Source organism: Sorangium sp. So ce119 (assembly GCF_051524405.1).
Classification (GTDB): Bacteria; Myxococcota_A; Polyangia; order Polyangiales; family Polyangiaceae; genus Sorangium; species Sorangium cellulosum_G.
In genome coordinates this window covers 4,829,837-4,854,018 of the sequence record NZ_CP150310.1, presented here as the reverse complement: position 1 = coordinate 4,854,018, position 24,182 = coordinate 4,829,837, and the positions used below count along the sequence as shown (strand labels likewise).

General features: G+C 72.6%; 18 protein-coding genes. 8 read left to right on the top strand and 10 right to left on the bottom strand.

Going from position 1 to position 24,182, the window contains the following annotated elements; genetic code table 11:
• Positions 1–67 precede the first annotated feature (67 nt).
• The 4 genes from WME76_RS18260 to WME76_RS18245 all read right to left on the bottom strand — a co-directional run bounded on the left by WME76_RS18260 (position 68) and on the right by WME76_RS18245 (position 5,870).
• Positions 68–1,621 (bottom strand): AAA family ATPase, encoded by a 1,554-nt coding sequence (locus WME76_RS18260; RefSeq protein WP_437961368.1) that lies wholly within the window; start codon positions 1,619–1,621, stop codon positions 68–70.
• Positions 1,622–1,758: 137 nt separating this feature from the next.
• On the bottom strand, positions 1,759–3,126 hold the full coding sequence (locus WME76_RS18255; RefSeq protein WP_437961367.1) for a sigma 54-interacting transcriptional regulator: 1,368 nt from the start codon (positions 3,124–3,126) through the stop codon (positions 1,759–1,761).
• Positions 3,127–3,184: 58 nt separating this feature from the next.
• Positions 3,185–4,972, bottom strand: a complete 1,788-nt coding sequence (locus WME76_RS18250) for a hypothetical protein (RefSeq protein WP_437961366.1) — start codon at positions 4,970–4,972, stop codon at positions 3,185–3,187.
• Between the two features lie 79 nt (positions 4,973–5,051).
• Positions 5,052–5,870, bottom strand: a complete 819-nt coding sequence (locus WME76_RS18245) for an alpha/beta hydrolase (protein ID WP_437961365.1) — start codon at positions 5,868–5,870, stop codon at positions 5,052–5,054.
• A 276-nt stretch (positions 5,871–6,146) separates the two neighbouring features.
• Here WME76_RS18245 and WME76_RS18240 point away from each other — a divergent pair, with 276 nt between their 5' ends.
• On the top strand, positions 6,147–7,865 hold the full coding sequence (locus tag WME76_RS18240) for a DUF1592 domain-containing protein (protein ID WP_437961364.1): 1,719 nt from the start codon (positions 6,147–6,149) through the stop codon (positions 7,863–7,865).
• Between the two features lie 14 nt (positions 7,866–7,879).
• Positions 7,880–9,241 carry a DUF1552 domain-containing protein gene (locus tag WME76_RS18235; RefSeq protein ID WP_437961363.1) on the top strand — a complete coding sequence of 454 codons (1,362 nt, stop codon included), beginning with the start codon at positions 7,880–7,882 and terminating at the stop codon, positions 9,239–9,241.
• A gap of 66 nt (positions 9,242–9,307) precedes the next feature.
• Here the strand turns inward: WME76_RS18235 and WME76_RS18230 are convergent, their stop codons facing one another.
• The gene (locus WME76_RS18230; RefSeq protein ID WP_437961362.1) at positions 9,308–10,486 is read right to left on the bottom strand and encodes a S1C family serine protease; all 1,179 of its coding nucleotides are present in this window, start codon (positions 10,484–10,486) and stop codon (positions 9,308–9,310) included.
• Between the two features lie 183 nt (positions 10,487–10,669).
• On the opposite strand from WME76_RS18230, the gene serA reads away from it, so the two are divergent.
• The 3 genes from serA to WME76_RS18215 all read left to right on the top strand — a co-directional run bounded on the left by serA (position 10,670) and on the right by WME76_RS18215 (position 13,562).
• Positions 10,670–11,929: a phosphoglycerate dehydrogenase gene (gene serA / locus WME76_RS18225; RefSeq protein ID WP_437961361.1), complete on the top strand. Its 1,260-nt coding sequence runs from the start codon at positions 10,670–10,672 to the stop codon at positions 11,927–11,929.
• Positions 11,930–12,397: 468 nt separating this feature from the next.
• Positions 12,398–12,850 carry a hypothetical protein gene (locus WME76_RS18220; protein ID WP_437961360.1) on the top strand — a complete coding sequence of 151 codons (453 nt, stop codon included), beginning with the start codon at positions 12,398–12,400 and terminating at the stop codon, positions 12,848–12,850.
• Positions 12,843–13,562 carry a ferritin family protein gene (locus WME76_RS18215; protein ID WP_437961359.1) on the top strand — a complete coding sequence of 240 codons (720 nt, stop codon included), beginning with the start codon at positions 12,843–12,845 and terminating at the stop codon, positions 13,560–13,562. Before WME76_RS18220 ends, WME76_RS18215 begins: the two co-directional genes overlap by 8 nt.
• Positions 13,563–13,692: 130 nt before the next feature.
• Here the strand turns inward: WME76_RS18215 and WME76_RS18210 are convergent, their stop codons facing one another.
• The 5 genes from WME76_RS18210 to WME76_RS18190 all read right to left on the bottom strand — a co-directional run bounded on the left by WME76_RS18210 (position 13,693) and on the right by WME76_RS18190 (position 20,617).
• Positions 13,693–14,916, bottom strand: a complete 1,224-nt coding sequence (locus WME76_RS18210) for an MFS transporter (protein ID WP_437961358.1) — start codon at positions 14,914–14,916, stop codon at positions 13,693–13,695.
• Between the two features lie 130 nt (positions 14,917–15,046).
• Positions 15,047–15,919, bottom strand: a complete 873-nt coding sequence (locus WME76_RS18205; protein WP_437961357.1) for an alpha/beta fold hydrolase — start codon at positions 15,917–15,919, stop codon at positions 15,047–15,049.
• 190 nt (positions 15,920–16,109) lie between these two features.
• Entirely contained in the window at positions 16,110–17,927 is a 1,818-nt protein-coding gene (locus tag WME76_RS18200; RefSeq protein WP_437961356.1) for a hypothetical protein, read from the bottom strand.
• Between the two features lie 408 nt (positions 17,928–18,335).
• Positions 18,336–19,742 (bottom strand): FAD-binding oxidoreductase, encoded by a 1,407-nt coding sequence (locus WME76_RS18195; protein WP_437961355.1) that lies wholly within the window; start codon positions 19,740–19,742, stop codon positions 18,336–18,338.
• A 50-nt stretch (positions 19,743–19,792) separates the two neighbouring features.
• Complete coding sequence (locus tag WME76_RS18190; protein ID WP_437961354.1) at positions 19,793–20,617, bottom strand: GNAT family N-acetyltransferase; 825 nt, start codon at positions 20,615–20,617, stop codon at positions 19,793–19,795.
• A 103-nt stretch (positions 20,618–20,720) separates the two neighbouring features.
• Here WME76_RS18190 and WME76_RS18185 point away from each other — a divergent pair, with 103 nt between their 5' ends.
• The 3 genes from WME76_RS18185 to WME76_RS18175 all read left to right on the top strand — a co-directional run bounded on the left by WME76_RS18185 (position 20,721) and on the right by WME76_RS18175 (position 24,123).
• On the top strand, positions 20,721–21,737 hold the full coding sequence (locus WME76_RS18185; RefSeq protein WP_437961353.1) for an alpha/beta hydrolase: 1,017 nt from the start codon (positions 20,721–20,723) through the stop codon (positions 21,735–21,737).
• Positions 21,738–22,306: 569 nt separating this feature from the next.
• Positions 22,307–22,738 carry a hypothetical protein gene (locus WME76_RS18180; RefSeq protein WP_437961352.1) on the top strand — a complete coding sequence of 144 codons (432 nt, stop codon included), beginning with the start codon at positions 22,307–22,309 and terminating at the stop codon, positions 22,736–22,738.
• 560 nt (positions 22,739–23,298) lie between these two features.
• On the top strand, positions 23,299–24,123 hold the full coding sequence (locus WME76_RS18175; RefSeq protein WP_437961351.1) for a CBS domain-containing protein: 825 nt from the start codon (positions 23,299–23,301) through the stop codon (positions 24,121–24,123).
• Positions 24,124–24,182 lie beyond the last annotated feature (59 nt).

Here is a 24,182-nt window from a genome sequence, read left to right as displayed (position 1 = left end):
CACACGGCAATGGCGCCCCTGGCAGCGGCGCACCTCACCGCACCCTCGGCACGCCTTCAGCACGTCTTCAGCAACCGAGCAGCCGCACCATCTTCCCGCCGTGCGCCACCTCCCGCACGAACAGCTTCTCTGCCCACGACCGCTCCTTGCGCAGGTCGAACATCACGAGCCACCCTTCGCCGAGCCCCGCGTGATCCAGGTACCGCGCCACCTGGTCGAGCGCGTCGGTCTCGGTCTCCGTGTCACGGCGGACCTTCACCTCGATGGCGTGGCGCTCGTCGCGCCAGCAGATCATCAGGTCGAGCGCGCCGCGCCCGAGCCCATAGTCGCGCTCCACCCGTCCCCCGCCGTTCACGACCCGTTGCAAGAAGGCCATCAGCATCAGGTGAGGCCCGGACTCGCGGTAGCCGAACCCCTCGGCGGCGAGGTGGCCGTCCTTGCGCCAGAACGCTTGCCAGTCGGTGAAGAGCTTGCCCATGTCGAGCGAGCCGTCCGGGCGGACGTACGCGGCGGGCTCGGCCGGGATCTGGGCCTGGCGAATGAACGTCAGCGCGCGGGGGACGACCTCTCGATAGATGGGATTCGCGATCTCGAAGCGCCCCTTGTGGAAGCGAATCAGGCCCAGACCGAGGGCGTAGGAGAAATCGTCGTCGAGCACGTCGCTGTCCGTCTGCCCGCCGGCCAGCATGGGATCGAGCACGCGCTGCACCCGGGGCTCGCGCAGGCGGGCGATGAGCGAGTCGATGTGCGAGCGGCGCTCCAGGATGAGGGTCTCCTTGGCCGCCTCGACGTGCGCCGGCGTGATCGGGACGGCGCGATCCCGCACGTCACGGCGGACGATCTGGTCGGCCATCGCGTTGGTCAGCCAGGGATGCCCCTGTCCCAGCTCCCAGATCCGCTGCGCGGCCTCGGGCTCGAAGCGCTGTCCGGTCGCGGCGGTGTGCTGCGCGAGCAGCTCGGCCACCTCGGCGTCGGTGAAGGGGCCGAGCGTCATCGCCTCGGCGGTGATGTTGAAGGGGGACGTCGTGCCCAGCCAGGCGACGGCGCGCCGCTGCTCCACGGCGAGCGCGTAATCGCGCACCTGGCGCTGGCCGATGAGGGCGACGCTGGAGGGATACGGAGTCCGGCTCCGATCGAGATAGCCCTGCCGGAGCTGGGTCAGGAACGAGACCATCGCCGCGCCCACGAGCCCGTCCGCCTCGTCGAAGAGCACGACCAGCGGCCTGTCGCTGCGCGCCGCGAGATCGCGCAGGTAGCGCACGACGAAGGTGCTCGCGGGGTCGACGCAGCGGACGTCGTCCGCGGGGCGGCCGAGGTCGGGCAGATCGCGCTCGACAGCGGTGTCCAGGGCGTAGAGGACGGCCTCGAAGGCCTTTGCCGGGTCGGGCTCCTCGCGGGCGACCTGGAGGTCGACCCAGGCGGCGCGGAGGCGGCCTTCGCGGTTCAGGTGCTCGACCAGCCAGCGGGCGCTCGTGGTCTTGCCCGTCTGGCGGCCGGCGTGGAGCGTGAAGTACTTCCGGTGTTCGATGTGCTCAAGGACCGGCCCGAGCCGGCGTTCAGGCGGGAGCATGTAGTGCTCGCCGGGGATGCAGGGGCCTGCGGTGTTGAACGACAGGTTCACGGGGGGGAAACTACCACGCATGCGGCGGCGAGCCCGGCGCGGTCCCGCGCCGCGCGACGAGCACGGCCCCCGAGGGCCGAGCAGCCCGTCAGCGCCGCCCGGGCAACCACGGGTGAGCCCGGGCGGCCCGCGCGGCGCTACCCCTCCGGATCGCGCTCCGGCCCGAGCCCGTGCCGGTGGAGCAGGCGGTACAGGTACCGCCGATCCAGCCCCGCGGCGGCCGCGGCGCGCGAGACCTTGCCGCCGTGGGCGCGGAGCAGCGCCTCGAAATACCGCCGCTCGAAATCGGCGAGCACCCGGTCGCGCGCCTCGGCGTAGGGCACGCCGACGTCGATCTCCGCCGGCGCGCTCGGCGGCGCGTGATCGCCCATGGGCGGCGGCGCGCGGAACACCAGATACTGCTCCACGTAGTTCCTGAGCTCGCGCACGTTGCCCGGCCACGCCGCGCGCTTCATCCGGGCGATGACCTGCGGCTCCCGCAGCGCCGCGGCCTCCTCCGGCGTCGCGTGGAGCGCGGCGAGCAGATCGTCGAGCAGCGCCGGGATGTCCTCCGGCCGCTGCCGGAGCGGCGGCATCGGGATGCGCACGACCGCGATCCGGAAGTAGAGATCGGCCCGGAAGCGGCCCGCGTTGACCTCGGCGCGCAGATCCCGGTGCGTGGCGGCGATGACGCGCACGTCGACCGGCCGCGGCGTGTTGGTCCCGACCCGGCGGATCTCGCGCGCCTCGAGCGCCCGCAGGAGCTTCGGCTGGAGGTCGAGCGGCAGCTCGCCGATCTCGTCGAGGAAGATCGTCCCGCCCGACGCCTCCTCGAAGGCGCCGATCCGCTGCTCGCCCGCGCCCGTGAACGCGCCCTTCGCGTGGCCGAAGAGCTCGCTCTCGATGAGGTTGCCGTGGATCGCCCCGCAGTCGACGACCACGAACGGCCTGTCCCGCCGCGCGCTCCGCTCGTGCACCGAGCGCGCCGCCTGGCTCTTGCCGGTGCCCGTCTCGCCCTCGAGCAGCACCGTCACGTCGCGCTCCGCGGCCCGCGCCAGCATCGCGAACACCGCCCGCATGGCCGCCGACGCGCCCGACAGCGCGCCGAACCGCGCCTCCTCCCAGAGCGGGAGGCGGTTGTGCTCCGTCCCGAACTCGAAGCGCGCCACCGTCTTGCCGAGCCGGATGAGGCTCCCGGTGCGCAGGAGGGCCTCGACCACGTGCACGCCGTCGACCACGGTGCCGTTGTGGCTCCGGAGGTCGCGGACGCGCGCGCCGGCCGCGTCGATGCGGATCTCGCAGTGAAACCGGGACACCGTGGCGTCGGCGACCACGAGGTCGTTGCCCTCGCCCGACCCGATCGCGCACCGATCGGCGGAGGAGTCCCAGACGGCGCCCCTGGCCGGACCCTCCACGAGCTCGACGCGGAAGCGGCGGACCATGCCCGCGCTGTCGTCCCGGCGCGCGCCCGGGTGGGTCAGCGTGTCGGCGCCGCCGGCGGCTCTCTTGGGAGGTTCGCTCGCCATGGCGACACGATACTACGGCGACGTCCCGCCCATCGAGGCGGCCGCGGCGCAATCGCGCTCAGAAGAACCCGATCGGCCCCGGCGACCACGGCAGCTCCACCGCCTCGCCGATCGCGGGCGGCGCCACGCGGCGGAGCTTCCCGTCGCGCCACGCGAGGAGCACGAGCCCCGGGTCCTCGAGGGGCGCGCCGAGATCGACCTCGATCCGCGAGGGCCTCCCGTCCTCGACCTCGGCGACCCGGATCGTGGCGCCGCACTGGGCGACCTGGAAGCCCGCCTGGATCGGCGCGGACGGCGCGCGGTACAGGGCCTCGAACGCGCCTGTCAGCATCGTCCGGCCGATCGGCGCGAGCGTGAACGACGACGGGCCGGTGCGCGTGAGGCGGTGCGGGGCCTTGGCCATCGAGAGCATCGACCAGCAGGACATGGCGTCGGGCGACTCCAGGGCGATGATCGTCGGGGGATACATGGACGCCATCGGATCCGACGAGGCGGCGAGGAAGACCCGCTTGCGGGGCGGCGCCCCGATCTCCGCGGTGCGGGCGACGTCCTCGATCTTCCGCGCCATGTCGGCGCTCGCGCGGGTGCCGGCGACGAACAGGATCGGCGCGAGCGCGACGTGCACGACCGCGAGCAGCCCCGCGCCGGCGCGCCGGCCAGCGGACGCCAGCCCGGGCGAGGCGCCGCGGCGGAGCCCGTGGAGCACGAGCACGGCGAGGAGCGGCGCGATCCCGAGGTTCGGCAGCAGCAGGAGGCGCGCCCCGGGGAAGCCCCCGAGGGTCGTGAAGAGCGCGAGCAACGCCCCGGGGACGAGCCAGCGCAGGGCGGCCCGCTCGCGCCCGGGGACGGCGGGGAGGCAAGCGCGGTAGAGCAGGGCGACGCCGGCCGCCGACGCGAGCCCGAGCGCGACGAAGGGCGCCCGGGGGAGCGCGTTGGACAGGTCGGCGGGCACGGCCGCGATGGCGTTGCCGATCAGGATGGGCACGCGCTCGGCGGCCGCGGCCGCGAACCGGAGCGGGGTGGCGAGCGGATCGACGTAACCGCCGGTGTTCGCGGCGCCGCCGCCGAAGGCCTTGTAGGCGGCGAAGTACGCGAGCAGGCCGACCGCCGGGAGCGCGCTGGCCGCGCGGGCGCGCCAGCCCGCCGCGCGGCCCTCCGGCGCCGGACCGAGGAGCTGGTAGGCGACCCAGTACGCCGCCCCGCCGAGCGCCGCCTCGCCGCCGAGGAGCCCGATCCCGAGCCCGAGCGGGCCGAGGTACCGCCCGGGGCGCCAGCCCTCCTCGCGGTAGCGGAGGTGGGCGAGCAGCCCGAGCACCACCGGGAGCGCCGCGAGCAGCAGGTGCTGGCACGAGATCCAGCCGGCCGTGTTCATGTGGCTCTCGTTCACCGCGAAGATCAGCATCGCGAGCGCCGCGGTCGCGCGCGGGAGCACCCGGAAGAAGAGCCTGCCGGCGGCCGCGACAAGGCCGACGTACAGCGCGATGGACACGAGGTGGTACCCGAGCGGCGCGTGGCCGAAGACCGCGCGCTCGAGCGTGATCAGCGCGCTCGTCAGGGGGCGGACCAGGTGGAGCTTGAGCTCCGGATCGGCCCACCACGGGATCCCGCCCAGGGCGATGCGCGCCTGCGTCGCGCGCGGGTCGCCGCTGAAGAAGTTGTAGAGATCGTACCAGGGCGGCGAGCCGGGAATCAGCCCCTCGAGATAACAGAGGAAGATATAATCATCGCTGTAGAAGGCGATGGCGACGGTGGGCGCCGCCAGCGCGAGCGCGACGAACAGGACAGCTTTGAAGAATCGAGGGTGGCAGAGCCACCGCTCGGCGCGATCCGGCAAGCTCGTTTTCATTCCGCCTCGCCGGCATCACTAGGGTGCCCGCCGCGCGACGTGTAGATGGGAGCGGTCGATCGGCCGCGAGCCGACGCCCTCAGCGCATGTCGTCGATCGCGCCGCGGATGAGCCGCACGAGGTCGCGCCGCATCTCGGCGCTCACCGTGTGGCCGACGTCCGGGTAGCTCTGCAGGCTCGCCTTGACCCCGAGCCCGCTCAGCGTCGCGATCGCGTCGCGGGTCGGGCCGAACGGCACGCGCCGGTCGGCGTCGCCGTGCAGCGCCACGAGCGCGGGAGTCGCCGGATCCACCGCGCTCCCGGCGGGCAGCACCGCGGCGGGCACCCAGCCGCTCACGGGGAAGGCCGCGCCGACGACGCGCGGGTGGCGCAGCGCGAGCGCGAAGCTGAGCGCGCCGCCCTGGGAAAAGCCGGTCACGACGGCCTTGCCGCGCGTCGGCCGCTCGGCGGCGATCCGCTCGAGCGTCGCCGCGAGCGCCCCGGCCGCGCGCAAGATGCCCTGTCCCACATCGTCGCTCCCGAGCGCCTGCTGGAGCGGAAACCACGAATAGCCGTCATGGTACGGCGTGAGCCCGCGCGGCACGATGAGGCGCGCCTTGAAGTCGGCGCCCGAGAGCAGCCCCGCGAACGACTCGGGCCTGTCGCCGAGCCCGTGAATCGCGACGACGATCGGGAGCGCCTCGCTCCGGTCCGCGCCGCCGGTGATCTCCTCGATGTACTCGACCGCGGCGGCGGGGGCCGTCGCGCTCGCGGCCGGCGCGGCGGGAGGCGGCTGCGACCCGGCGCCCGCCGCGACGCCGCCCCCGGGCGGCGCCGCCCGCCGCTCGCACGCTGTGAGCGAGACGAGCAGCGCGAGCGCAGGCCAGGCGGAGCGGCGGCGGAGGTGAGAGGGGCGCATGGAGGAGAGCGTGCTGAATCGTCTGCTCGGCAGCAACAACGAACTTACCCCGGAGGCGACGCGCGCCCGCCCCGGCAGGAGCGCCGAGCCCTCGAGATCTCCCGCGAGCTCCGGCGTTCACCGGAGATCAGCCGCGCGAGAGCGCGAATCTGGCGCCGTTGGATTTGTTTGCTTCAGGGCGATCGACCGCGCCGCCGTGGAAATAAGGGCTTTTGGGGTTGTTAGTAAAGAGTGCTTCCAACATAACAAGATGGAGCTGCTTATCGGGAGAATTCGATGAACTCACTGGCTTATCGATTGACCAGCTCCCCGCGATGGCGGCGGATGCTCGGCGCAGGGGTGAGCGTCGCTGCGCTCCTGCTCTCGGGGTGTACGGGCTCCGTGGGGGACACGGACGAGGGCGGCGGCCCCGCGCCGGGCGGCTCGACGGGCGGCTCGACGGGCGGCGCGGCAGAGGCGCAGGTCGCCGAGCGCAGCATGTTCCCGCGGCTGAGCCACGCGCAGTGGGAGAACACCGTGCGCGACCTCCTGCGCCTCGACGACAGGCCCGGTCTCTCGGCCTCGTTCACCACCGATCCGCTCGGCGGCGTGTTCGACAACAACGAGGCCGCGCTCCAGGTGACGCCGGGGCTCTGGGGCGATTACCAGCGGGCCGCCGAGGAGCTCGCGGCCATGGTGGTCGACGACGAGGGCAAGCTGGGCCGGCTCCTCCCCGCCGATCTGCCGGCCGAGCCGGAGGCGCGGGCGCAGGCGTTCATCGAGCGGTTCGGCGAGCGGGCGTTCCGCCGCCCGCTCACGGCCGAGGAGCGGGGCGAGTACCTCGCGCTGTTCGGCCGGGGCGCGGAGCTCTACGAGGGGGAGGAGCCGTTCGCCGCGGGCGTGCGCGCGGCGCTCGAGGCATTTCTACAGTCACCCCACTTCGTCTACCGCGTCGAGGTCGGCGCGGGGCCGGCGAGCGGCGGGCTCATCCCGCTGAGCGGATACGAGATCGCGACGAAGCTCGCGTTCCTCTTCTGGAACACGATGCCCTCCGACGAGCTCCTGGCCGCGGCGCAGGCGGGCGAGCTCTCGACCCCGGACGGCGTCCGCGCGTACGCGGAGCGCATGCTGGACGACCCGCGGGCCCGCGAGGTCGTCGGCGCGTTCCACCGCCAGCTCTACGACTACGAGATGTACCACGACCTCAACAAGGACCAGGCGCTCTTCCCCGAGTTCGTCCCCGAGATGGGCGACGCCATGCAGCGCGAGGCGGAGCTGTTCGTGGACCACGTCGTGTTCGACAAGGAGGGCGGGCTCACCGACCTGCTCACCTCGCGCACCGCGTTCGTGAACGGCGACCTCGCGGCGGTCTACGGCGTCGACGGCGAATTCGCGAACGAGTTCGAGCAGGTGGAGCTCGACGAGGCCCAGCGCTCGGGGCTGCTCACGCGGCTCGGCTTCCTCGCGGCCAAGGCGACGGCGCGGCAGCCCGACTCCATCCACCGCGGCGTCTTCGTGAACCTCAGGATCCTCTGCGCCACGCTGCCGTCGCCGCCCGACAACGCGACAGGGCTGCCGCCGGGCGAGCAGGCGACGAACCGCGAGCGCGTCGAGGCGCACACCGGCAAGGGCACGTGCGGCGAGGCGTGCCACGCCACGCTCATCAACCCTGCCGGGTTCGCGTTCGAGCATTACGACGCGATCGGCAAGCACCGGACGACCGACAACGGGACGCCGGTCAACGCCGCGGACGCCTACTGGCTCGGCGGCGAGCCGCGGACGTACGCGGATGCCGTCGAGTTCAGCCGGCTCCTCGCCGAGAGCAGCGAGGCGCACGCGTGCTACGCGAAGCACTGGATCGAGTTCGCCCAGGGCCGCGACGCGCGCGCGAAGGACCAGGCGTTCGTCAAGGAGCTCGGCGAGGCGTCGCGCGGCGGCGCCTCGACCCGGGAGCTCATCCTCCGGATCGTCTCCTCCACTCCCTTCCTCGCTCGTGTCCCCGCGGAGGCGCAATGATCACCCGACGACGTGTGCTTCGAGGCCTGTTTGGCGTCACGGTCGCCCTTCCGTTCCTGGAGACCTTCGCGCCCCGGCGCGCCGCGGCCGGCGCGGGCGACGTGCCGCCCTTCGCGATCTTCATGCGCCAGGCGAACGGCGTGGCGCAGGCGGTCGGCGACGAGCCCGAGATGTTCTGGCCCAGGGAGACAGGCGCGGTGTCCGCCGAGTCGATGGCGCAGGACAGCGACAGGGCGGTGAGCGAGCTCAAGGATCACGCGAGCAAGCTGATCCTGGTGCGCGGCGTCAAGTTCGCGTTCCAGGGCAACGGGTGCGGCCACTCCGGCGGCGGCAACCAGTGCCTCACGGCGGCGCGCGTGTCGGAGGACCCGTCGGGCAACGAGTCGCTCGCGATGGGCGAGTCGATCGACAACCGCATCGCGAGCGAGCTCAACCCGCCCGGCGTCGAGCCGCTGACGCTCTACGCGGGCAGGATGGCGGGCTACATCAACGAGGTGCTCTCGTACCGCGGGCCGATGCAGCTCCGCGCCGCCGAGCGCAACCCGTTCAACGCGTACCAGAAGCTCTTCGGGCTCGTCCAGGCGGACGCCGAGGCGACGAAGGCGCTCGCCGCGCGCCGCGCCAGCGTGAACGACCTGGTCCGCGGGCAGATGAAGGCGCTGATGAGCCGGAGCGACCTCAGCAAGAGCGATCGCGCGCGGCTGGAGCTCCACTTCGACAGCATCCGCGACCTCGAGGTCTCGATGGCGTGCGAGCTCCCGGCGGAGCGGGTCGCCGAGATGGAGGCGATCGCCCCGAAGGCGGGCAGCAACGACAACGTGGAGGCCGTCGCCCGCATGCAGCTGGACATCATCGCGCTCGCGATGGCGTGCGGCGTGACGCGCGCCGCGACGCTCCAGGTGGGCGACGGCAACGACGGGACCGAGTACACGATCGGCGGCGTGCGGCAGAAGAGCTTCCACAAGATCTCGCACCGCATCGACAGCGACGGCTCCGAGGGCCCGCCGATCGAGGGCGCGCAGGAGCTGCACCACCAGATCGACCGCATCCACGCGCGCATCTTCAAGCACCTGCTCGACCGGCTCGCGGCCTACGAGCTCGGCTCGGGGACGCTGCTCGACCACGGCGTGGCCGTGTGGCTCAACGACCTCGGCGACAAGTACCACTCGTACAGGAAGGTCCCGTACATCCTCGCCGGCGGCGCCGCCGGCTACCTCAAGACGGGCCAGTTCGTCGACGTGAACATCACCAACAACAAGCTGCTCAACACGATCGGCGCGGCCGTCGGCTGCACCAACGGACAGGGCGGCCCGCTCGACGACTTCGGCGACGAGAGCCTGGAGGGCGGGCTCGTCGGCGAGATCCTGAAGGCCTGAGCGCGTCGTCGACCCCGCGCCCCGCGCCCCGCCCGTCCGGGGCCGACGGCGCGGGGGCTCCGCCGCTCAGGAGAGGAGCTCGACCGCGACCTCGACCGTGGTCTTCTGGCCGTTGCGGAGCAGGTCGACCTTGACCTTCTCGCCCGGCTTCTTGCTGTCGAGCGCGTTGTAGAGCGCGTCGTAGTCGGGGACCGGCGTGCCGTCGATGCCGACGATCACGTCGCCCAGCACGAGCCCGCGGTCGCCCTCGGAGAGGCCGCGCAGGCCGGCCTTCTCGGCGGGGCCGCCCGGGACGACGCCCATCACGATGACGCCGCGGATGCCGTTGCGGCGCTCGAGGCGGTGGGCCGGGTCGAGCTGGATGCCGAGGCCGACCTGCTCGGCCTTCCCGGTCCTGATGATCTGCGGGACGATCCGCGCGATTGTCGTCGAGGGCACGGCGAAGCCGATGCCGGCGGACGCGCCGCTCTTCGAGAAGATCATCGTGTTCATTCCGATGAGGTGCCCGCTCGAGTCGAGCAGCGGGCCGCCGGAGTTGCCGGGGTTGATGGCGGCGTCGGTCTGGATCATGTCGCGGATGGTCACGCCGCCCGCGCCCTCGACCTGGCGGCCGAGCGCGCTGATGATCCCCGTGGTCAGCGTGTGATCGAGGCCGTACGGGTTGCCGATCGCGATCGCCTTCTGCCCGACCTCCAGCGGCTCGCGCAGCGGCGCGACCTGGATCGCCTTGAGCATCTCCTTCGGCGCGTCGATCTTGAGCACCGCGATGTCCTTGCGTGGCTCGACGCCGACGACCCGCGCCGGGAACGTCTTCTCCCCCTGGAGCCGGACGATGAGCGACTGGGCGTTGTCCACGACGTGGAAGTTGGTGACGATGTGCCCGTCGGCGTCCCAGACGAAGCCCGAGCCGGAGCCGGCGGGCACCTCGACCGCGGTCCCCCAGAAGCGGTCCACCACGAGGCGCTTCTGCGTCACGAACACCGTCGCGGGGGCGACCTCGCGGAACACGGAGATGGTGTTGCGCTCGTCCTCGATGAGCGCGCCCTTCGAGGGCGGCGGGACGGGGGGCGGCAGCACGTCGATCGTCGAGGGCGTGGGGGGCGCGTCCGGGACCTTCGTCGCGCTCGGCGACTGGGGGTCGCCGGGGGTGGGCCTCTCCTTGCATCCCGGGGCGACGACGAGGGCAGCGGCGAGCGCGGCGACGGCGATCGAGGCTGAGAGTCGGGCGTGTTCGCGGTGGCGCATGCAGCCCAATCTAGCCTGCGATCGGCGGGCCGTCTCCTTTGCGGCGCCCGGGGGGGCCACGCGGCGCGGCAGTCTGCCGCGCGCAACGGATGCGCGGGAGCGAGGACGGCGGCCCGGCGCGGTGGCGACCGATCGGATCCGAGATGCAAACCGGCGAAGTTGCGGTAGAGGTGGCCCTGACGGATGAAGCCCATGACCTCCTCTTCAACGAAGTTTCAGACCACCCCCCCGGCCGTGAAGGAGCCCGTCAAGGTGCTCCTGCTGGAGAACATCCACCAGAGCGCACACGAGCTCTTTCGGTCTCGGTCGTTCGAGATCGAGACGCGGAGCTCCGCGCTGAAGGAGGACGAGCTCATCGCCGCGCTCGCGGGGGTGGACGTCGTCGGCATCCGGAGCAAGACGCACGTGACGGCGCGCGTCCTCGAGAAGGCCGACAAGCTGCTCGCCATCGGCTGCTTCTGCATCGGCACGAACCAGGTCGATCTGGACGCGGCGAACCGGCGCGGGGTGCCGGTGTTCAACGCGCCGTTCAGCAACACGCGCAGCGTCGCCGAGATGATCATCGCCGAGTGCGTCATGCTGGCCCGGCAGCTCGGCGACAGGTCGCGCGAGGTGCACGCCGGCACCTGGAAGAAGGTCTCGAAGGCCTGCTACGAGATCCGCGGCAAGACGATCGGCCTCATCGGCTACGGCCACATCGGCCAGCAGCTCGGCGTGCTCGCCGAGGCGATGGGCATGCGCGTGGTCTACTACGACATCGCGCAGAAGCTCCCGATGGGCAACAACCGCCCGCTGCCGACGCTCGAGGCGCTGCTCGCGGAGTCGGACTACGTGTCGCTGCACGTGCCGGCGACGCCGGAGACGCACAACATGATCGGCGCGGCCGAGCTCGCGCACATGCGCAAGGGGTCGTACCTGCTGAACGCGAGCCGCGGGACGGTGGTGGTGATCCCGGCGCTGGCCGAGGCGCTGAAGAGCGGGCACCTCGCGGGCGCGGCGATCGACGTGTACCCGGAGGAGCCGGAGTCGAACTCGGACGGGTTCAACACGGAGCTGCGGGAGCTGCCGAACGTGATCCTGACGCCGCACATCGGCGGGTCGACCGAGGAGGCGCAGGAGGCCATCGGGCGGGAGGTGTCGCGGGCGCTGACGCAGTTCGCGACGACGGGGGCGACGACGGGGGCGGTGAACTTCCCGAACGTCGAGCTGCCGCCGCTCAAGGGCACGCACCGCGTCCTCAACGTGCACCGCAACGTGCCCGGCGTGCTCCGCGACGTGAACCGCATCGTGTCGGACGTGAACGCCAACATCGACAGCCAGGTGCTGTCGACGGACGCGAACATCGGGTACCTCATCATGGACCTGTCGCAGGACGTGTCCGCGGAGGTGAGCCGGCGTATCGGGGCGCTCGAGACGAGCATCCGGACGCGCGTGCTTTACTGAGCCGGATCGGCGCGGGCCCGGCCTAGCGAGGAATCTCCTCAGATTCCTCGGAAAAAAATCACAGGGAGGCGGGGAGGCGGGGAGGAAGATCTTCGAAATACTCCCTGTCTCCCCGCCTCCCTGTTCAATTTCTCCGCTGGAAGGGCTGCTCAAGGGGGGGATTCCTTGGCCTGGCCTACGGTCGATGAGGGAGGGCGAGATCCGGTCGCCAAGGCGTATCGTGAGTCGCTGACGAGCGGTGAGCACCGTCGAGAGCGGGGCTCGTGAGCCAGGCGCGGAGCATGCGCTTGCGGGCGCGAGGCGCACCATTGTTCGGCAAGGCCGAATAATGATGTGTCGAAAATGCCGATTCACAGGCGAATCGAGGTGGCGCAATCTCGGGGGCTATCCGAGGCGAGGTGACCGGGAGACCGGCCGCGCAGGGGCGGCAGGACCGGGGCTCGCCTGGCTTGACCTGGAGGACTTGCGATGAAGATCGAGAGGCTCTTCAACGTGCTGATCGTGAGCGGCGCGGCCGTGGGACTCGCCGCTTGCAGCGACGACGGCGGCGGCGCCGGCGCAGCGGGGACCACGGGCACGACGAGCGGGAGCGCCACCGGCAACGGCGGGGAGGGCGGGGGCGGCGGAACCGCCAGCAGCGGCAGCGGCGGGGAGGGCGGGAACGGAGGCGGCGGGGGCGCGACGGCGGGGAGCGGGGGCGCGACGGCGGGGAGCGGTGAGGGCGGCGCGAGCGTCTCTGTGGGGAGCGGCGGAGGCGACGGCGCGGGCGGCGAGGACAGCCTCGAGTGCTCGGAACAGGTAGCGCCGGATGACGCGTGCGGTTGCCCCTGCTGCTGGATGGGCGCGTGCCTCAACACCGAGCCGTGCTGCGCAGCGTTCTGTGAGGCGGGCAACGACGGCGAGGGGTGCTGTGGTGGCTGACGGCAGCTCGGCTGGGGCGCGCGGGGCCGCGGCCGGGGTCTGGCGGGGCCGGGCGCACGCGGAGCTCGAGGCGGCGGCGCGGTTCTCGCGGCTCGCCGAGCAGCTCGAGGCGGCCGGCGCCGTGGCACCCGTGGTCGCCATGGCGCGCGCGGCGGCGGCGGACGAGCGGCGCCACGCGGACCAGTGCGCGGCGCTCGCGGCCGAGCTCGGGGGCGCGGCCTTCACCCCGAGAGCGGTCGCGGGGGCGGCCGAGGTGGCGCCGCGCGGGCTCGAGCGGCGCGAGCGGCTGCTCTACGAGGTCGTCGCGATGTCGTGCGTCACCGAGACGCTCAGCGCGGCGCTCCTCGGCGAGATGGTCGAGCGGGCGACCGACCCCTGCGTGCGCGAGACCATGCAGCAGATCCTCCGCGACGAGGTGGACCACGCGCGGCTCGGCTGGGCGCACCTCGCGGCCGAACGGCAGCGCGGCTGCGCCGACGTCATTGGCCAACACCTCCCCGCCATGCTCGCCGGCACCGTGCACGAAGAGGTGTTCTCGTCATGGGCGGAGCACCCGGAGCAAGAGGCGCTGTCCGGCCTCGGCGCCCTCGGCCGCGGCGAACGCAGGCGGATCTTCGACGAGACCATGCGGCGCGTGGTCCTCCCGGGGCTGCGCCACTTCGGGATCGACACGGGACGCGGCGAGCAGTGGCTCGCAGCCCGGACCGGGTGACGAGGCGCGCAGGCCAGGTGGCGATCGCCAGGGGACGTCGAGCACGTCGACGTCCCCTGGCGCGCCGGCGAGGTCGCGACGCTGACGCACCCGCTCGGATTCGTGGCCCTCGTCCACGAGAGATCCCCGCTCAGGCCGCGACTTCGAGACTGTCCCGCTCGCCCCGGCGCGAGGCGGGGTCGTCGCCCGAGAAGACGATCGTGAACACGACGAACGCAGCCCACAGCGCCGCCAGGTGGTAGAGCATCGCGACCCCGCCCTCCGCCTCGTAGAGGGCGCTCGACGCGGGGGGGCCGAGGAGCATCCCCGCGGCGTAAAAGACGTTGTAGAGCGAGTTCGCGCGGGCGTAGTCGCGCGGGGCGGTGACCACGCCCTGGAGCGCGAGGCTCAGCGGCGAGATCGACGCGAGCGTCGCGCCCGCGATGAACACCGCGACGCACATCGCCGCATACTGATCGAGGTACACGAAGCCGAGGATCATCAGCGTGCCGACCACGCCGAGCACGCGCATGAGGGACAGGTGACCGCGGCGGTCGCCGATGCGGCCGAAGACGTTGGTGAACGAGAGCATCCCCACCGCGAAATAGGCGGGGATGAGGATCGTCTGCTCGAGCGTGACGCCCTTCGACGCCATCAGGTACAGCGGGAGGAACAGGACGACCGACGCCTGGAAATAGCCGTAGGCGAAGGTCGCGAAGCACGCGGTCTTGATGCGCCAGAGGATCGAGGCGGAGGACGCCGGCGGCTCCGCGCCGGGGAGCGCGCCGGCCTCGCCGTGCGCCGCCGCCTCGGGCGGGTCGCGGTCGAGGCGCGCGAGCACGAGCAGCGCGGAGGCCGCCGAGATGACGCACGAGATCACGAACGCCGACGGCATCGAGGAGAGCGCGACGATGCCCTTCGCGGAGAGCGGGCCGAGGACGTAGCCGAGCGCCATCGCGACGGCATAAAGGCTCGTGACGAACGCCTTGTTGTCCTTGTCCGACCGGGCGAGCAGGATCGTCTCGCAGCTCACCCAGATGCCGACCGAGCACGCGCCGTCGAGGAAGCGGACCGCCGCGATGGAGGCGAAGCCCGGCAGGAAAGGGAAGACGCCGACCGCCGCGGCGTACCCGGCCAGCGAGAGGACCAGCGTCGCCTTCGCCGAGAACCGGCGGATGAGCGCGCCCATCGGGAGCGAGAGCAGGACGATGCCGAGCGCGAAGCACGACGCGAGCAGCCCGATGTCGCGCTTGTTGAAGCCGCGCGCGTCGAGGAACACCGCGGTGAGCGAGATCGCGATGCCGTACGCGAGCCCGAGCAGGAAGATCGCGCCGTAGATGAGCCAGATATTCCGATCAGGGATGCGGCGGAGCATGATCGCCCGGCAGGTTCCATCGGCCGCTCCGCCGTGTCAAACAGGTCCGTGGCGGCGGAAAGCCGCTTTGCCGCCGCGCGCGCGGCCTTCGCCCTCCCGCGCCTCGCCGGAGGAGCGCGCGGCGCGGGCCTCACCGCAGGAAGTCGAGGAGGAGCTGATTGACCTTCTCCGGCCGATCGTAGTGCGCGAAATGGCTCGCGTCGGGGATGCGGACGAGCCGGACATCGGGGGCCAGCGCCGGATCGGGCACGGCGACCTCGGGGCCGAGGTAGCGGTCGTGCTCACCCCAGATGATCAGCACGGGCGCGTCGACGCGGGGTGGTTTGCCCGACTGGAGCAGGCTGCTCGGGCGGAAGGCGGCGCGGTAGTAGTTGATCGTGGCCGTGAGCGCGCCCGGCTGCGACCACGCCTCGAGGTAACGCGCGAGATCGTCCTCGGTGACCGCGCCCGGGCGACACGGGTCGTTCTTCACCGCCGCGCGGAACAACGCGTAATCGGTCGACTGTAGGAGCAGCTCGGGCAGCTTCGGGATCTGGAAGAAGAACATGTACCAGCTCTTGCGGAGCTGCCGCGGCGTGCGGAGCGCGGCGAGCATCGTCGCGGGGTGAGGGCCGTTGACGATGACCAGCCGCTCGAGGAGGTCGGGATACCGCATCGCGAACGGCCAGGCGACGCCGGCGCCCCAGTCGTGGCCGACGACGGCCGCGGCGCGCTCCACGCCCGCAGCCTGGATGAGCGCCGCCACGTCCGCGGTCAGCTCGCTGCTCGCGTACGCCGCGACGCCAGCGGGCTTGTCCGAGAGGTTGTAGCCGCGCATGTCCGGCGCGATCACGCGATATCCCGCCTCGACGAGCGCGGGGATCTGATGCCGCCATGAGTACCAGAGCTCGGGAAAGCCGTGCAGGAGCACGACGAGCGGCCCCTCGCCCGCCTCGACGTAGTGAAGGCGGACGCCGCTTCGTTCGGTGAACCGGTGCGATAGCTTGGACTCGTCGAGGGTCATCGTCTCTTCCTTCCGCAGGTCGGCCGCCGGTGCCCCGGGGCAGGTCGCGCGCTGAGATTCCTGTCGATCGACGCCGCGCGCCGCGGTTCTATCACGAAGCCAATCGACGAACGCCAGCGTGGCGGGCGCGACGTCGCGAATGAATGAGGGGCGCACGAGCGGCGGCGCCGCGGCCGACCCCCGGGACGGATCAGGCCCGCCGGCGCAGCGCCTCGTCGAGCCTGTCCCCGAGGCGCTGCGCGCTCGCGCGGCCGGCCCCCTGGAGGGCCGCCACGATCGCGCTCCGGGTTCGGTGCCTGTCGCAGATCGCCCGGAGTTCGTCCCGGTCGAGCAGGCGATCCACGGTGATCTCCGCCATCACCGGATAGGCCAGGTCGTGCGTGAGCACGCCGAACCGCACCTCCACCTCGGGCGGCGACGCCTGGCGGCCGTCGGGCGAGAGGACCCGCACCGCGGGCGGCTGCTGGAAGGACACGAGCACGCGCTGGGCGCTCCACCCCAGGAAGACCCAGGCCCTGGTCTTCCGGCGCTCGCGGTCGTGGAAGACGGGCACCATCATCCGGGCGTCGCGCCCGAGGTCGCGATCCTCCAGCGCGCTCCAGCGCCGGAACGCCTGCGCGTCATGCTCGCGCCCGCGCCCCGACCCGAGCGCGCCGTCCCGGTCCGGCAGGAGGCCCATGGCCGCGCACGCGGCGCGGAACGCCGGATCCATGGCCTCGTCGAGCGACATCCCGAGATCGCGCGCGACGGCGGCGGCGGCGCCGAAGAACAGGCCCTCCACCTGGGCGAGCTCCTCCGAGAGCGGGAGTCCGACGGGCCCCTCGGGCGTGAGGCGCGCGATGCGGGCGAGCGCGTCCGCGCCGAACGCGCCCTCGAGCACCTGGCGGACGAAGCGGTATCCGAGCGCGCGGCGGAGGAAATACGACGCCGTGGGCTCGGCGGCGAGCTCGGGCAGGACGTCGACGACGACGCCCGGACGGCGGCGCACGAACGGCGGGGCGCAGCTCAGCGCGGGGACGGCGAGCTGCTTGACGTGCGTCTCGCGCGTGAGCGCGAGGATCCCCTGGAACAGCTCCAGCAGGAGCTCGCGGTACCTGCGCTCGAGCGACACGCGCGGCGCCTCGGGCGCGCGCTCCGGCGCGACGAGCGGCTCGAGCGACCAGGTCTGGTAATCGTACCAGCCGGAGCTGGCCGTCGGCCGGAGGTCCACGCCGCCGTCGCGGATGCGCGCCGCGAGCTCGCCCATCAGGTCGAACCCCTCGGGGACCGGCTGATCCTCGAAGAGCTTCATCGCCAGGTCGGTCTCGAGCGAGCGCGACGGCGGGAAGATCGCGTGCGCGGGCCCCACCTCGACCTGGCCGCGATCCAGCGAGCGGAGCACGGGCGTGAGGTCGGGCATGTCCAGCGGGCCCGTGAGCCGCGACGCGAGGGCGAGCATGCCCTCGTACGTGGTCCGCGCGGCCGCCTCCTCGCGGAGGACGCGGGCGAGCGCCTCGATCGGGCCGGGCTCGCGCAGCGGCGTCTGGAGCAGCCGGTCCTGCTGGAAGGCGCGCCGGAGCGGCTCGCTCCACGTGTGAACCCCGAGCGGCTTCGAGCGGCGCTCGTCCGCGAGGAACTCGTCGAGCAGGCGCGCGACGTCGGCCGCGAGCGCGCGCGGCACCTCCGGGGCGACCCCGCCGAGCCGCGCGGCGGCGAGCAGCAGCGCGGCCGGGGCCGCGGGCGAGCCGTGGGCCAGCGAGGCGAGCCACGTCTCCAGCAGGTACGCCTTGCCGCGCAGCAGCCCGGCGCCCCGCTGCGCGGCGAGCTCCACCGCCGCGATCAGCCCGTCGTCGAACTGCTTGGCCTTCTGCGCGAGCATCGCCGCCGAGACCATGCGCGAAGGGAGCCTGGCCGCCCGGAGCGTGGGGAAGAGCTCGGGCTCGCCGTCCTCGGCGCCGTACTCGGCGGGCACAGAGAGGCAGAGCGCCTGACGCGAGAGATCGGCCTCGACCCGGTACCCCTCGACCACCCAGGACCGCGTCGCCGACGGCGGGAAGCGCCCGGCCGGCTCGGGACGGCTCGCTTCCGCCGTCGCTGCCGGCGGGCAGGGCGCGGGCGGATCGGACACCTCTCTGGGCGGGAGCGGCGCTTCCGTCCGGGCCTGAGGGGCACGCCATCGCCTGAGCCAGTCGAACACTCCCATACGTATCTCAGGGAGTATGACCGCGCGCGCACCCCTGGGCGACGCCGCTCCAGCGTGGCGATGCGGGTCGCCGAGGCCACGTTGGCCTCGACGGAGTCGACGGCGGCCGGGAGCGATCGGGAGCAGCGGAAGCGGCGGGAGAAGAGGGGTTGTGTCCGGGTCGGAGCGCGTCTGTCCATCGCCCCCGGGCGGCGCCTGCGAGATGCCTTTGCCGCGGGCGACCCGGGGGCGCGATCAGACGTCGATGATCTTGCCTGGATTCATGAGGTTCAGCGGATCGAGGACCCGCTTGATCGACCGCATGATCGCGAGCTCCTCGGCCGAGCGCGAGTAGGGCAGGTAGTCCTTCTTGAGCAGGCCGATCCCGTGCTCGGCCGAGATGCTGCCGCGGTATTTCTTCACGAGCGAGAAGATCGCGTGATCCGCCTCGTGGGTGCGCCGGAGGAACTCCTCGCGGGTGAGGCTGTCGGGCTTCATCACATTGATATGGAGGTTGCCGTCGCCGATGTGGCCGAAGAGCGCGATCTCCCACCCTGGATAGCGGGCCTCGAAGAGGCTCTCGAGCTCGGAGCAGAAGCCCTCGAGCTCCTGGATGGGGAGCGACACGTCGTTCTTGTGCGGCAGCCCGGTGGCCGACAGGCTCTCGCTGATCCCCTCGCGGAGGGCCCAGAGCTCGGCGGCCTGGGTGGAGTGCTGCGCGAGCGTGCCGTCGGTGACGAGGCCGCGCTCGAACAGCGAGGTGATCCACGCGTCGAGCGCCTCGGGCTCGCCGCGCTCGACCTCGATGAGCACGTAGTAGTCCGACGGCGCGGAGAGCGGCATGCGCACGTTCCGGTGCCGGCGCAGGCGCGTTTGGCATTTCTCCGTGAAGAACTCGTAGGCCATCACCACGAACGGCCCCATCCGGGCCTCGCGGAACAGCGCGAGCACGCCCGCGAGGTCCGGCACCGCGAACAGGAACACGTTGAGCCCCTCGGGCACGCGCGTGAGCTTGAGCGTCGCCTCGGTGATGATCCCGAGCGTGCCCTCGCTGCCGATGAAGAGCTGGCGCAGGTCGATCCCCGTGTTGTTCTTCTCGAGCGCGCCGTTCAGGTCGAGCACCGCGCCGCTCGCGGTGACGACCGTGAGCCCGAGCACCCATTGCCGGGTGAGGCCGTAGCGGATGACCTTCACGCCGCCGGCGTTCGTCGCGATGTTGCCGCCCACCTGGCTCGACCCCTTCGACGCGAAGTCGACCGGCCACGTCAGGCCGTGCGGGGCGACGTGCTGGTGCACCGCCTCGGTCACGGCGCCGGCCTCGACGCGCACGGTCGCGCCGAGCACGTCGACCGGCCCCATGCGCCGCATGCGCTCGAGCGACACGACGAGCTCGCCCTTGGCCGCCACGGCGCCGGCCGCGAGCCCCGTGCGCCCGCCCGAGGGCACGACCGGGACGCGGTGCTCGGAGCAGAGGCGGAGCAGCCGTGAGACCTCGTCCGTCGAGCGCGGGAGCGCGATCGCCGAGGGCCGCGGCTCGTGGACCTTGGTCCAGTCGCGGCCGAACGTCGCGAGGTCGGCCGCGTCCGTGGAGAGGAGATCCGCGGGGAACTCGCGCGCGAGCGCCGCGAGGAAGTCGCCGGGAAGGCCGGGGAGTGGGCTCATGGCCGGCTCGGTACTGCGGCGTCGCGCCGAGGGCAAGCGGCCTGCGCGGGTCAGCCGGCGGCCGGGATCTCGCCGCGGAAGTGCGCGCCGACGAGCTGCACGGGCGCGCCGGTATCGCGTAGGACGGCGACGAGCGCGTCGTCGTCCTCGACCGTGACGAGGACAGCCTCGGGGGGGCGCGGGGCGTGGGGGCGGATGGCGTCGAGCAGGGGCGCGGCGAGCTCGGGGGCGGCCACGCGGAAGGGGAAGGCGCCGGGCAGGAACGGGTCGAAGCTGGCGAATCCCAGCGGGGCGGCGTCCGGCGTCGCGGGGTCGACGAGACAGAGGAGCACGAGGCCGCCCCGGCCGCGGGCGTCGGCGACCTGACCGGACACCAGGGCGAACGCCGCCTCGATCGCGGCGTCGTCGGACGGCTGCGCCGGCCGGGCGACGACCGGGCGGGAAGGGCGCGGGAGGCGCGCCAGGGCATCCCAGGGGAGCTCGAACGTGGTCATCACGTAGGCGTGCTCCATACCGATGCTCCGGTAGAGCCGCACGGCAGCGGTGTTGTCCGGCTTGACGTTGAGGCACCACCGCGAGCAGCCACGGCCGCGGAGGTGCGCGGCGACGGCGCGCATGACATCGCCGCCGACGCCGCGGCCGCGGTGGGACGGCGCGACGACGACGTGCCGCACGTAGCCGACCCCGCGCAGCGTCTGGACATAGGCGTAGGCGACCACCTCGCCGCGCTCCTCGAAGATGAGGGTGTCTCTGGCCAGGGCGCTCTGCCAGCGATCGCGGGGCAAGACGGGGTTGCCGGTGTCGAGCTCCACGAAGAGCCGGGCGAAATGGTCGTAATCGGCGGGGGTCGCGGGGCGCGCGACGAGGCGGGACATGGGGCGAGCCTACATTCCAGCGCGCCGCGTGTCCCACCCACGCAAGAAACTCCCCGCGCGCGCGTTGCGGCGCCGCGCGCGACAGGGCACCGTGACAGAGGGCATGGACACGGCACACGGCGGGTGGATCCTGAAGGGCCGCGCGGCGCCGCTCGTGACGCTCGCGCTCGCGCTGGCCGCGTGCGACGGCGCGGCGGGCGGCGCGCCGCGCGCGGGCGATACAGCGGATACGGGACATCCAGGGACCGCGGGCGCCGCCGGGGGCGCGGGCGACGGCGAGGGCGCGGGCGACGGCGAGGGCGCGGGCGCGGGCGACGGCGGTGAGGGCGGCGCCGCCTCGGTCGACGCGGCGGCCGGCAGCGGCGGTTCCGGCGCGGGCGGCGACGGTGGACAGGGCGGTGAGGGGGGCCAGGGCGGCGCGCTCGTCTGGGAGCCGGTCGAGACGGACTGGTGCTCGGCCGGGTGGAGCGGCCTGGACGATCACACCTGCTTCCATGTGCCGGAGACCGCCGCCCGCGGCGCGCCGATCCTCTACGTGCTGCACGGGACCATGGCGCCCGACTCCCTGCCCGTGGGGCTGCAGGCCATCGCCGCGGAGGCCGCCGAGGCGCTCGGGGTCGTCGCCGTGTTCCCGCGCGGCAGACCGGGACTCTGCACCTGGGATCCGTCCGTGGAGACGTCCTTCTGCTGGCCGACGCGCCGCGAGACGGTCGACGCCGCGGCGCCCGCCCTGATCGAAGCGTGGATGAGCGCGGAGGCGCTGCTCTCGCGGATCCTCGGCCAGACGTTCGGCCGGCGTTATGTCATGGGCTTCTCCAACGGGGGCTATTTCGCGAGCTACGTGGCGCTGGAAGGCCTCGTCGAGGTCGACGGCGCAGGCCTCGTCGGCGCGGGGCGCATGGTCATCGAAGAGCACCTGTTCTCGCAGGAGAGGCCGCCGATCTACATCGCCGTCGGCGCACAGGAGCTCTCCTCCACCATCGCGAGCGCCGAGAACCTCGCCGACGTGCTCACCCAGCACGGGTGGGAGCACGAGCTCGTGGTGCACCCCGGGCGCGGGCACGAGATCCGCGCCGACGACTTCACGCGAGCCTGGGAGACCTGGATCGCCGCGCCCTGAGCGGCCCGGCGGCGACCGGCTCGACAGGACCGCTGCCGCGCGCATCGCGGGGCGCCGAGTGCGCCGTTCACGGGCGCTCTCGCGCGCGCTGGCGCCGGCAACATGGGTGAGCACCGCGAACGCGACGGCGCCGGTCGCCCGCGACGAGGTGGGTATCGCTGCGTCGCTGTCGCCCCCTGGTCCACCTTGTAGGTAAGATGGCTTTCGGATCGTCGGAGACGCCCCGTCGAGGCGCCCTGCGGCGAGAAATCGATAGCTCGTGAAAGGCGCGTTTTTGCCGGAGCCGCGGCGCTTCGCGAGGGGCTGCCGTGGTTTCGGGGCGCGATGAGCGCGCCTCTGAGCGCCTTATCTGCCCAGTGATCCGGCGCGGGTGAACGGGCCGTCGCTCGAGGGCCGGGCGCTGTTTAGGAATGTCGGTTTGTCGGCGCCTCCCGCCCGCTGCGCGCGCCCTCGGGCGGCAGCCTCTGCACACGGCTCTCGGGCACGAGCGCTGCTCTCTGCGCAAACCGACTGGCGCGACGGTCCCGCGGATGTCGCGGGCCGTGGAAGGAGGAGAAATGATCGAGCTGGTGAATAGCAGGTGGATGCATGTTGCGATGGCGATGGCCGCCCTGACCACCGGGTGCGCGGTGGGTGAGGCAGGCGCCGAGGACATCGACATGGACGACGCGGAGGCCGAGGCCGTGGAGGTCGAGGAGACCTCTCAGGCGCTGTTCGGCTATCAGCCCCGGGACTGCAGCGGCTCCTGGGGCCGCGGCCCGAGCTGGGGTAGCTTGCCCAGCTACCCGCCGGTCTACGATGGATGGGGCTCGAAGCCGTGGAGCCCCTGGAGCAACAGCTGGAAGCCGTACGGCAACTACGGCTACGGTGACTACGGCTACGGCAATCCATTCAGCTATGGCAACCCCTATCGTCCCTGGAGCGGCTATAACAACGGCGGCTATGGCAACAGCGGCTCGTTCGCGCCCGCCGGCTGCAGCGGCTACAACAGGCCGTACTGACCCGGAGCGCACGCAGAAAGCGCAGGTGAGAACCGCCCCCTGACCGCGGCGCGACGAGCCCTCGGGACGTCGAGAGGCCGCCGCGCGCTCCGCGGGTCAGCCGCGGATCGCCTGAGAAGGATCACCGGGACCCGGCCACCGGGAGCTCGCGGCAGATGCGATGCTCCCCGGCGGCCGGGCGACCCGGGGTCTCTCGCGGGTTCCACCGCGGTTGTGCCCTGACGGCCACGTGGCCAGGGCTCCCCACGTGATGCATTTTGGGACATCGCTCACGGAACAGGGCCACATCGGTCCGGTCGTCGGCGAGCTGCCCAGCTCGCCACACACCTTGGCGCAGATCGCGCGCCGACGCGCCGCGCCTGCGCTCGCATCGCGCTCGCGTCAACGGCGGGGTCGGGCTCTGCTCGGCCCGCTCGGGCGCTGCGCCCTGCCTCCCACCTTGCCTTCCTGGGCTCGATGGCGTGTTCCCGCATTACGGATCGCTTCTTGCTTTTGTTCTCGATGCGCGCTGGTGCGCCGCCTGCCCGAGAATCCGCGCCGGCGTCCTCGAGGAATCCCCCATGATGCGCTTTGCGACACCCGTCTCGCGTTACATGACCTGCGAAGTCATCACAGCGCCCGACACGACGCCGCTGCCCGAGGTGCACCGCGCCCTCGGTGAGCACGCGATCTCCTGCGTTCCCGTCGTCGACGCGGCGTCGCGCGCGATCGGCGTGCTGTCGCGCACCGATCTGCTGCGGCTCGGCCAGTTCGAGACGAAGACGAACAGCCGCGGGATGCTGCTCACCTTGCCCGACGTCCCGGCGCGCGACGTGCTGCGCCCGGGGATCATCACGGTCGGGCGCACGACGCTGGTCGTCCAGGCGGCGAGCGTGCTGCTGAAGCACCGCATCCACAGGGTCTTCGTCCGCGAGGGCGACGAGCTGATCGGCGTCTTCAGCACGAAGGATCTCCTCCTCGCCCTGGTCGAGGCGCGGGACGCGACGGCGATCGGCGAGCTCATGTCGGCCCCGGCGTACACGATCCCGCTCGACGCGCCGCTCGCGCTCGCGGCCGATCGGCTGACGACCGCGCAGGTGAGCGGGCTCGTGGTGGTGGATCCGGACGGCTGGCCGGTCGGGATGTTCACGCAGACGGAGGCGCTGCTCGCGCACGGCGTGCTGTCCGATTCGCCGGTCGAGGACGTGATGAGCCCCGCCATGGTCTGTCTCGACGTCCGCACGCCGCTCCACCGCGCCGCGGCCGCCGCGCACGCGGCGCAGGCGCGGCGCGTGCTGGTGGTGCAGGGGCGGCGGCTCCGCGGCGTGCTGACGGGGCTGGACTTCACGCGCGCCGTCTCCGGGACGGGCGTGATCCCCGTGGTCGCGCGGTCCAAGGCGGGGTAGCGCCGCCGGGCGCGAGGAGCGCGGTCGCCGCCGGGTGCGGCCGCGCGACGGGGGTGGCT

Excerpts from the sequence above, each read along its gene's own strand:
- WME76_RS18255 (WP_437961367.1), bottom strand. The coding sequence starts at position 3,126 with ATGGCGAGCGAACCTCCCAAGAGAGCCGCCGGCGGCGCCGACACGCTG.
- WME76_RS18250 (WP_437961366.1), bottom strand. The coding sequence starts at position 4,972 with ATGAAAACGAGCTTGCCGGATCGCGCCGAGCGGTGGCTCTGCCACCCT.
- WME76_RS18245 (WP_437961365.1), bottom strand. The coding sequence starts at position 5,870 with ATGCGCCCCTCTCACCTCCGCCGCCGCTCCGCCTGGCCTGCGCTCGCG.
- WME76_RS18240 (WP_437961364.1), top strand. The coding sequence starts at position 6,147 with ATGAACTCACTGGCTTATCGATTGACCAGCTCCCCGCGATGGCGGCGG.
- WME76_RS18230 (WP_437961362.1), bottom strand. The coding sequence starts at position 10,486 with ATGCGCCACCGCGAACACGCCCGACTCTCAGCCTCGATCGCCGTCGCC.
- serA (WP_437961361.1), top strand. The coding sequence starts at position 10,670 with ATGAAGCCCATGACCTCCTCTTCAACGAAGTTTCAGACCACCCCCCCG.
- WME76_RS18220 (WP_437961360.1), top strand. The coding sequence starts at position 12,398 with ATGAAGATCGAGAGGCTCTTCAACGTGCTGATCGTGAGCGGCGCGGCC.
- WME76_RS18210 (WP_437961358.1), bottom strand. The coding sequence starts at position 14,916 with ATGCTCCGCCGCATCCCTGATCGGAATATCTGGCTCATCTACGGCGCG.
- WME76_RS18205 (WP_437961357.1), bottom strand. The coding sequence starts at position 15,919 with ATGACCCTCGACGAGTCCAAGCTATCGCACCGGTTCACCGAACGAAGC.
- WME76_RS18195 (WP_437961355.1), bottom strand. The coding sequence starts at position 19,742 with ATGAGCCCACTCCCCGGCCTTCCCGGCGACTTCCTCGCGGCGCTCGCG.
- WME76_RS18190 (WP_437961354.1), bottom strand. The coding sequence starts at position 20,617 with ATGTCCCGCCTCGTCGCGCGCCCCGCGACCCCCGCCGATTACGACCAT.
- WME76_RS18185 (WP_437961353.1), top strand. The coding sequence starts at position 20,721 with ATGGACACGGCACACGGCGGGTGGATCCTGAAGGGCCGCGCGGCGCCG.
- WME76_RS18175 (WP_437961351.1), top strand. The coding sequence starts at position 23,299 with ATGATGCGCTTTGCGACACCCGTCTCGCGTTACATGACCTGCGAAGTC.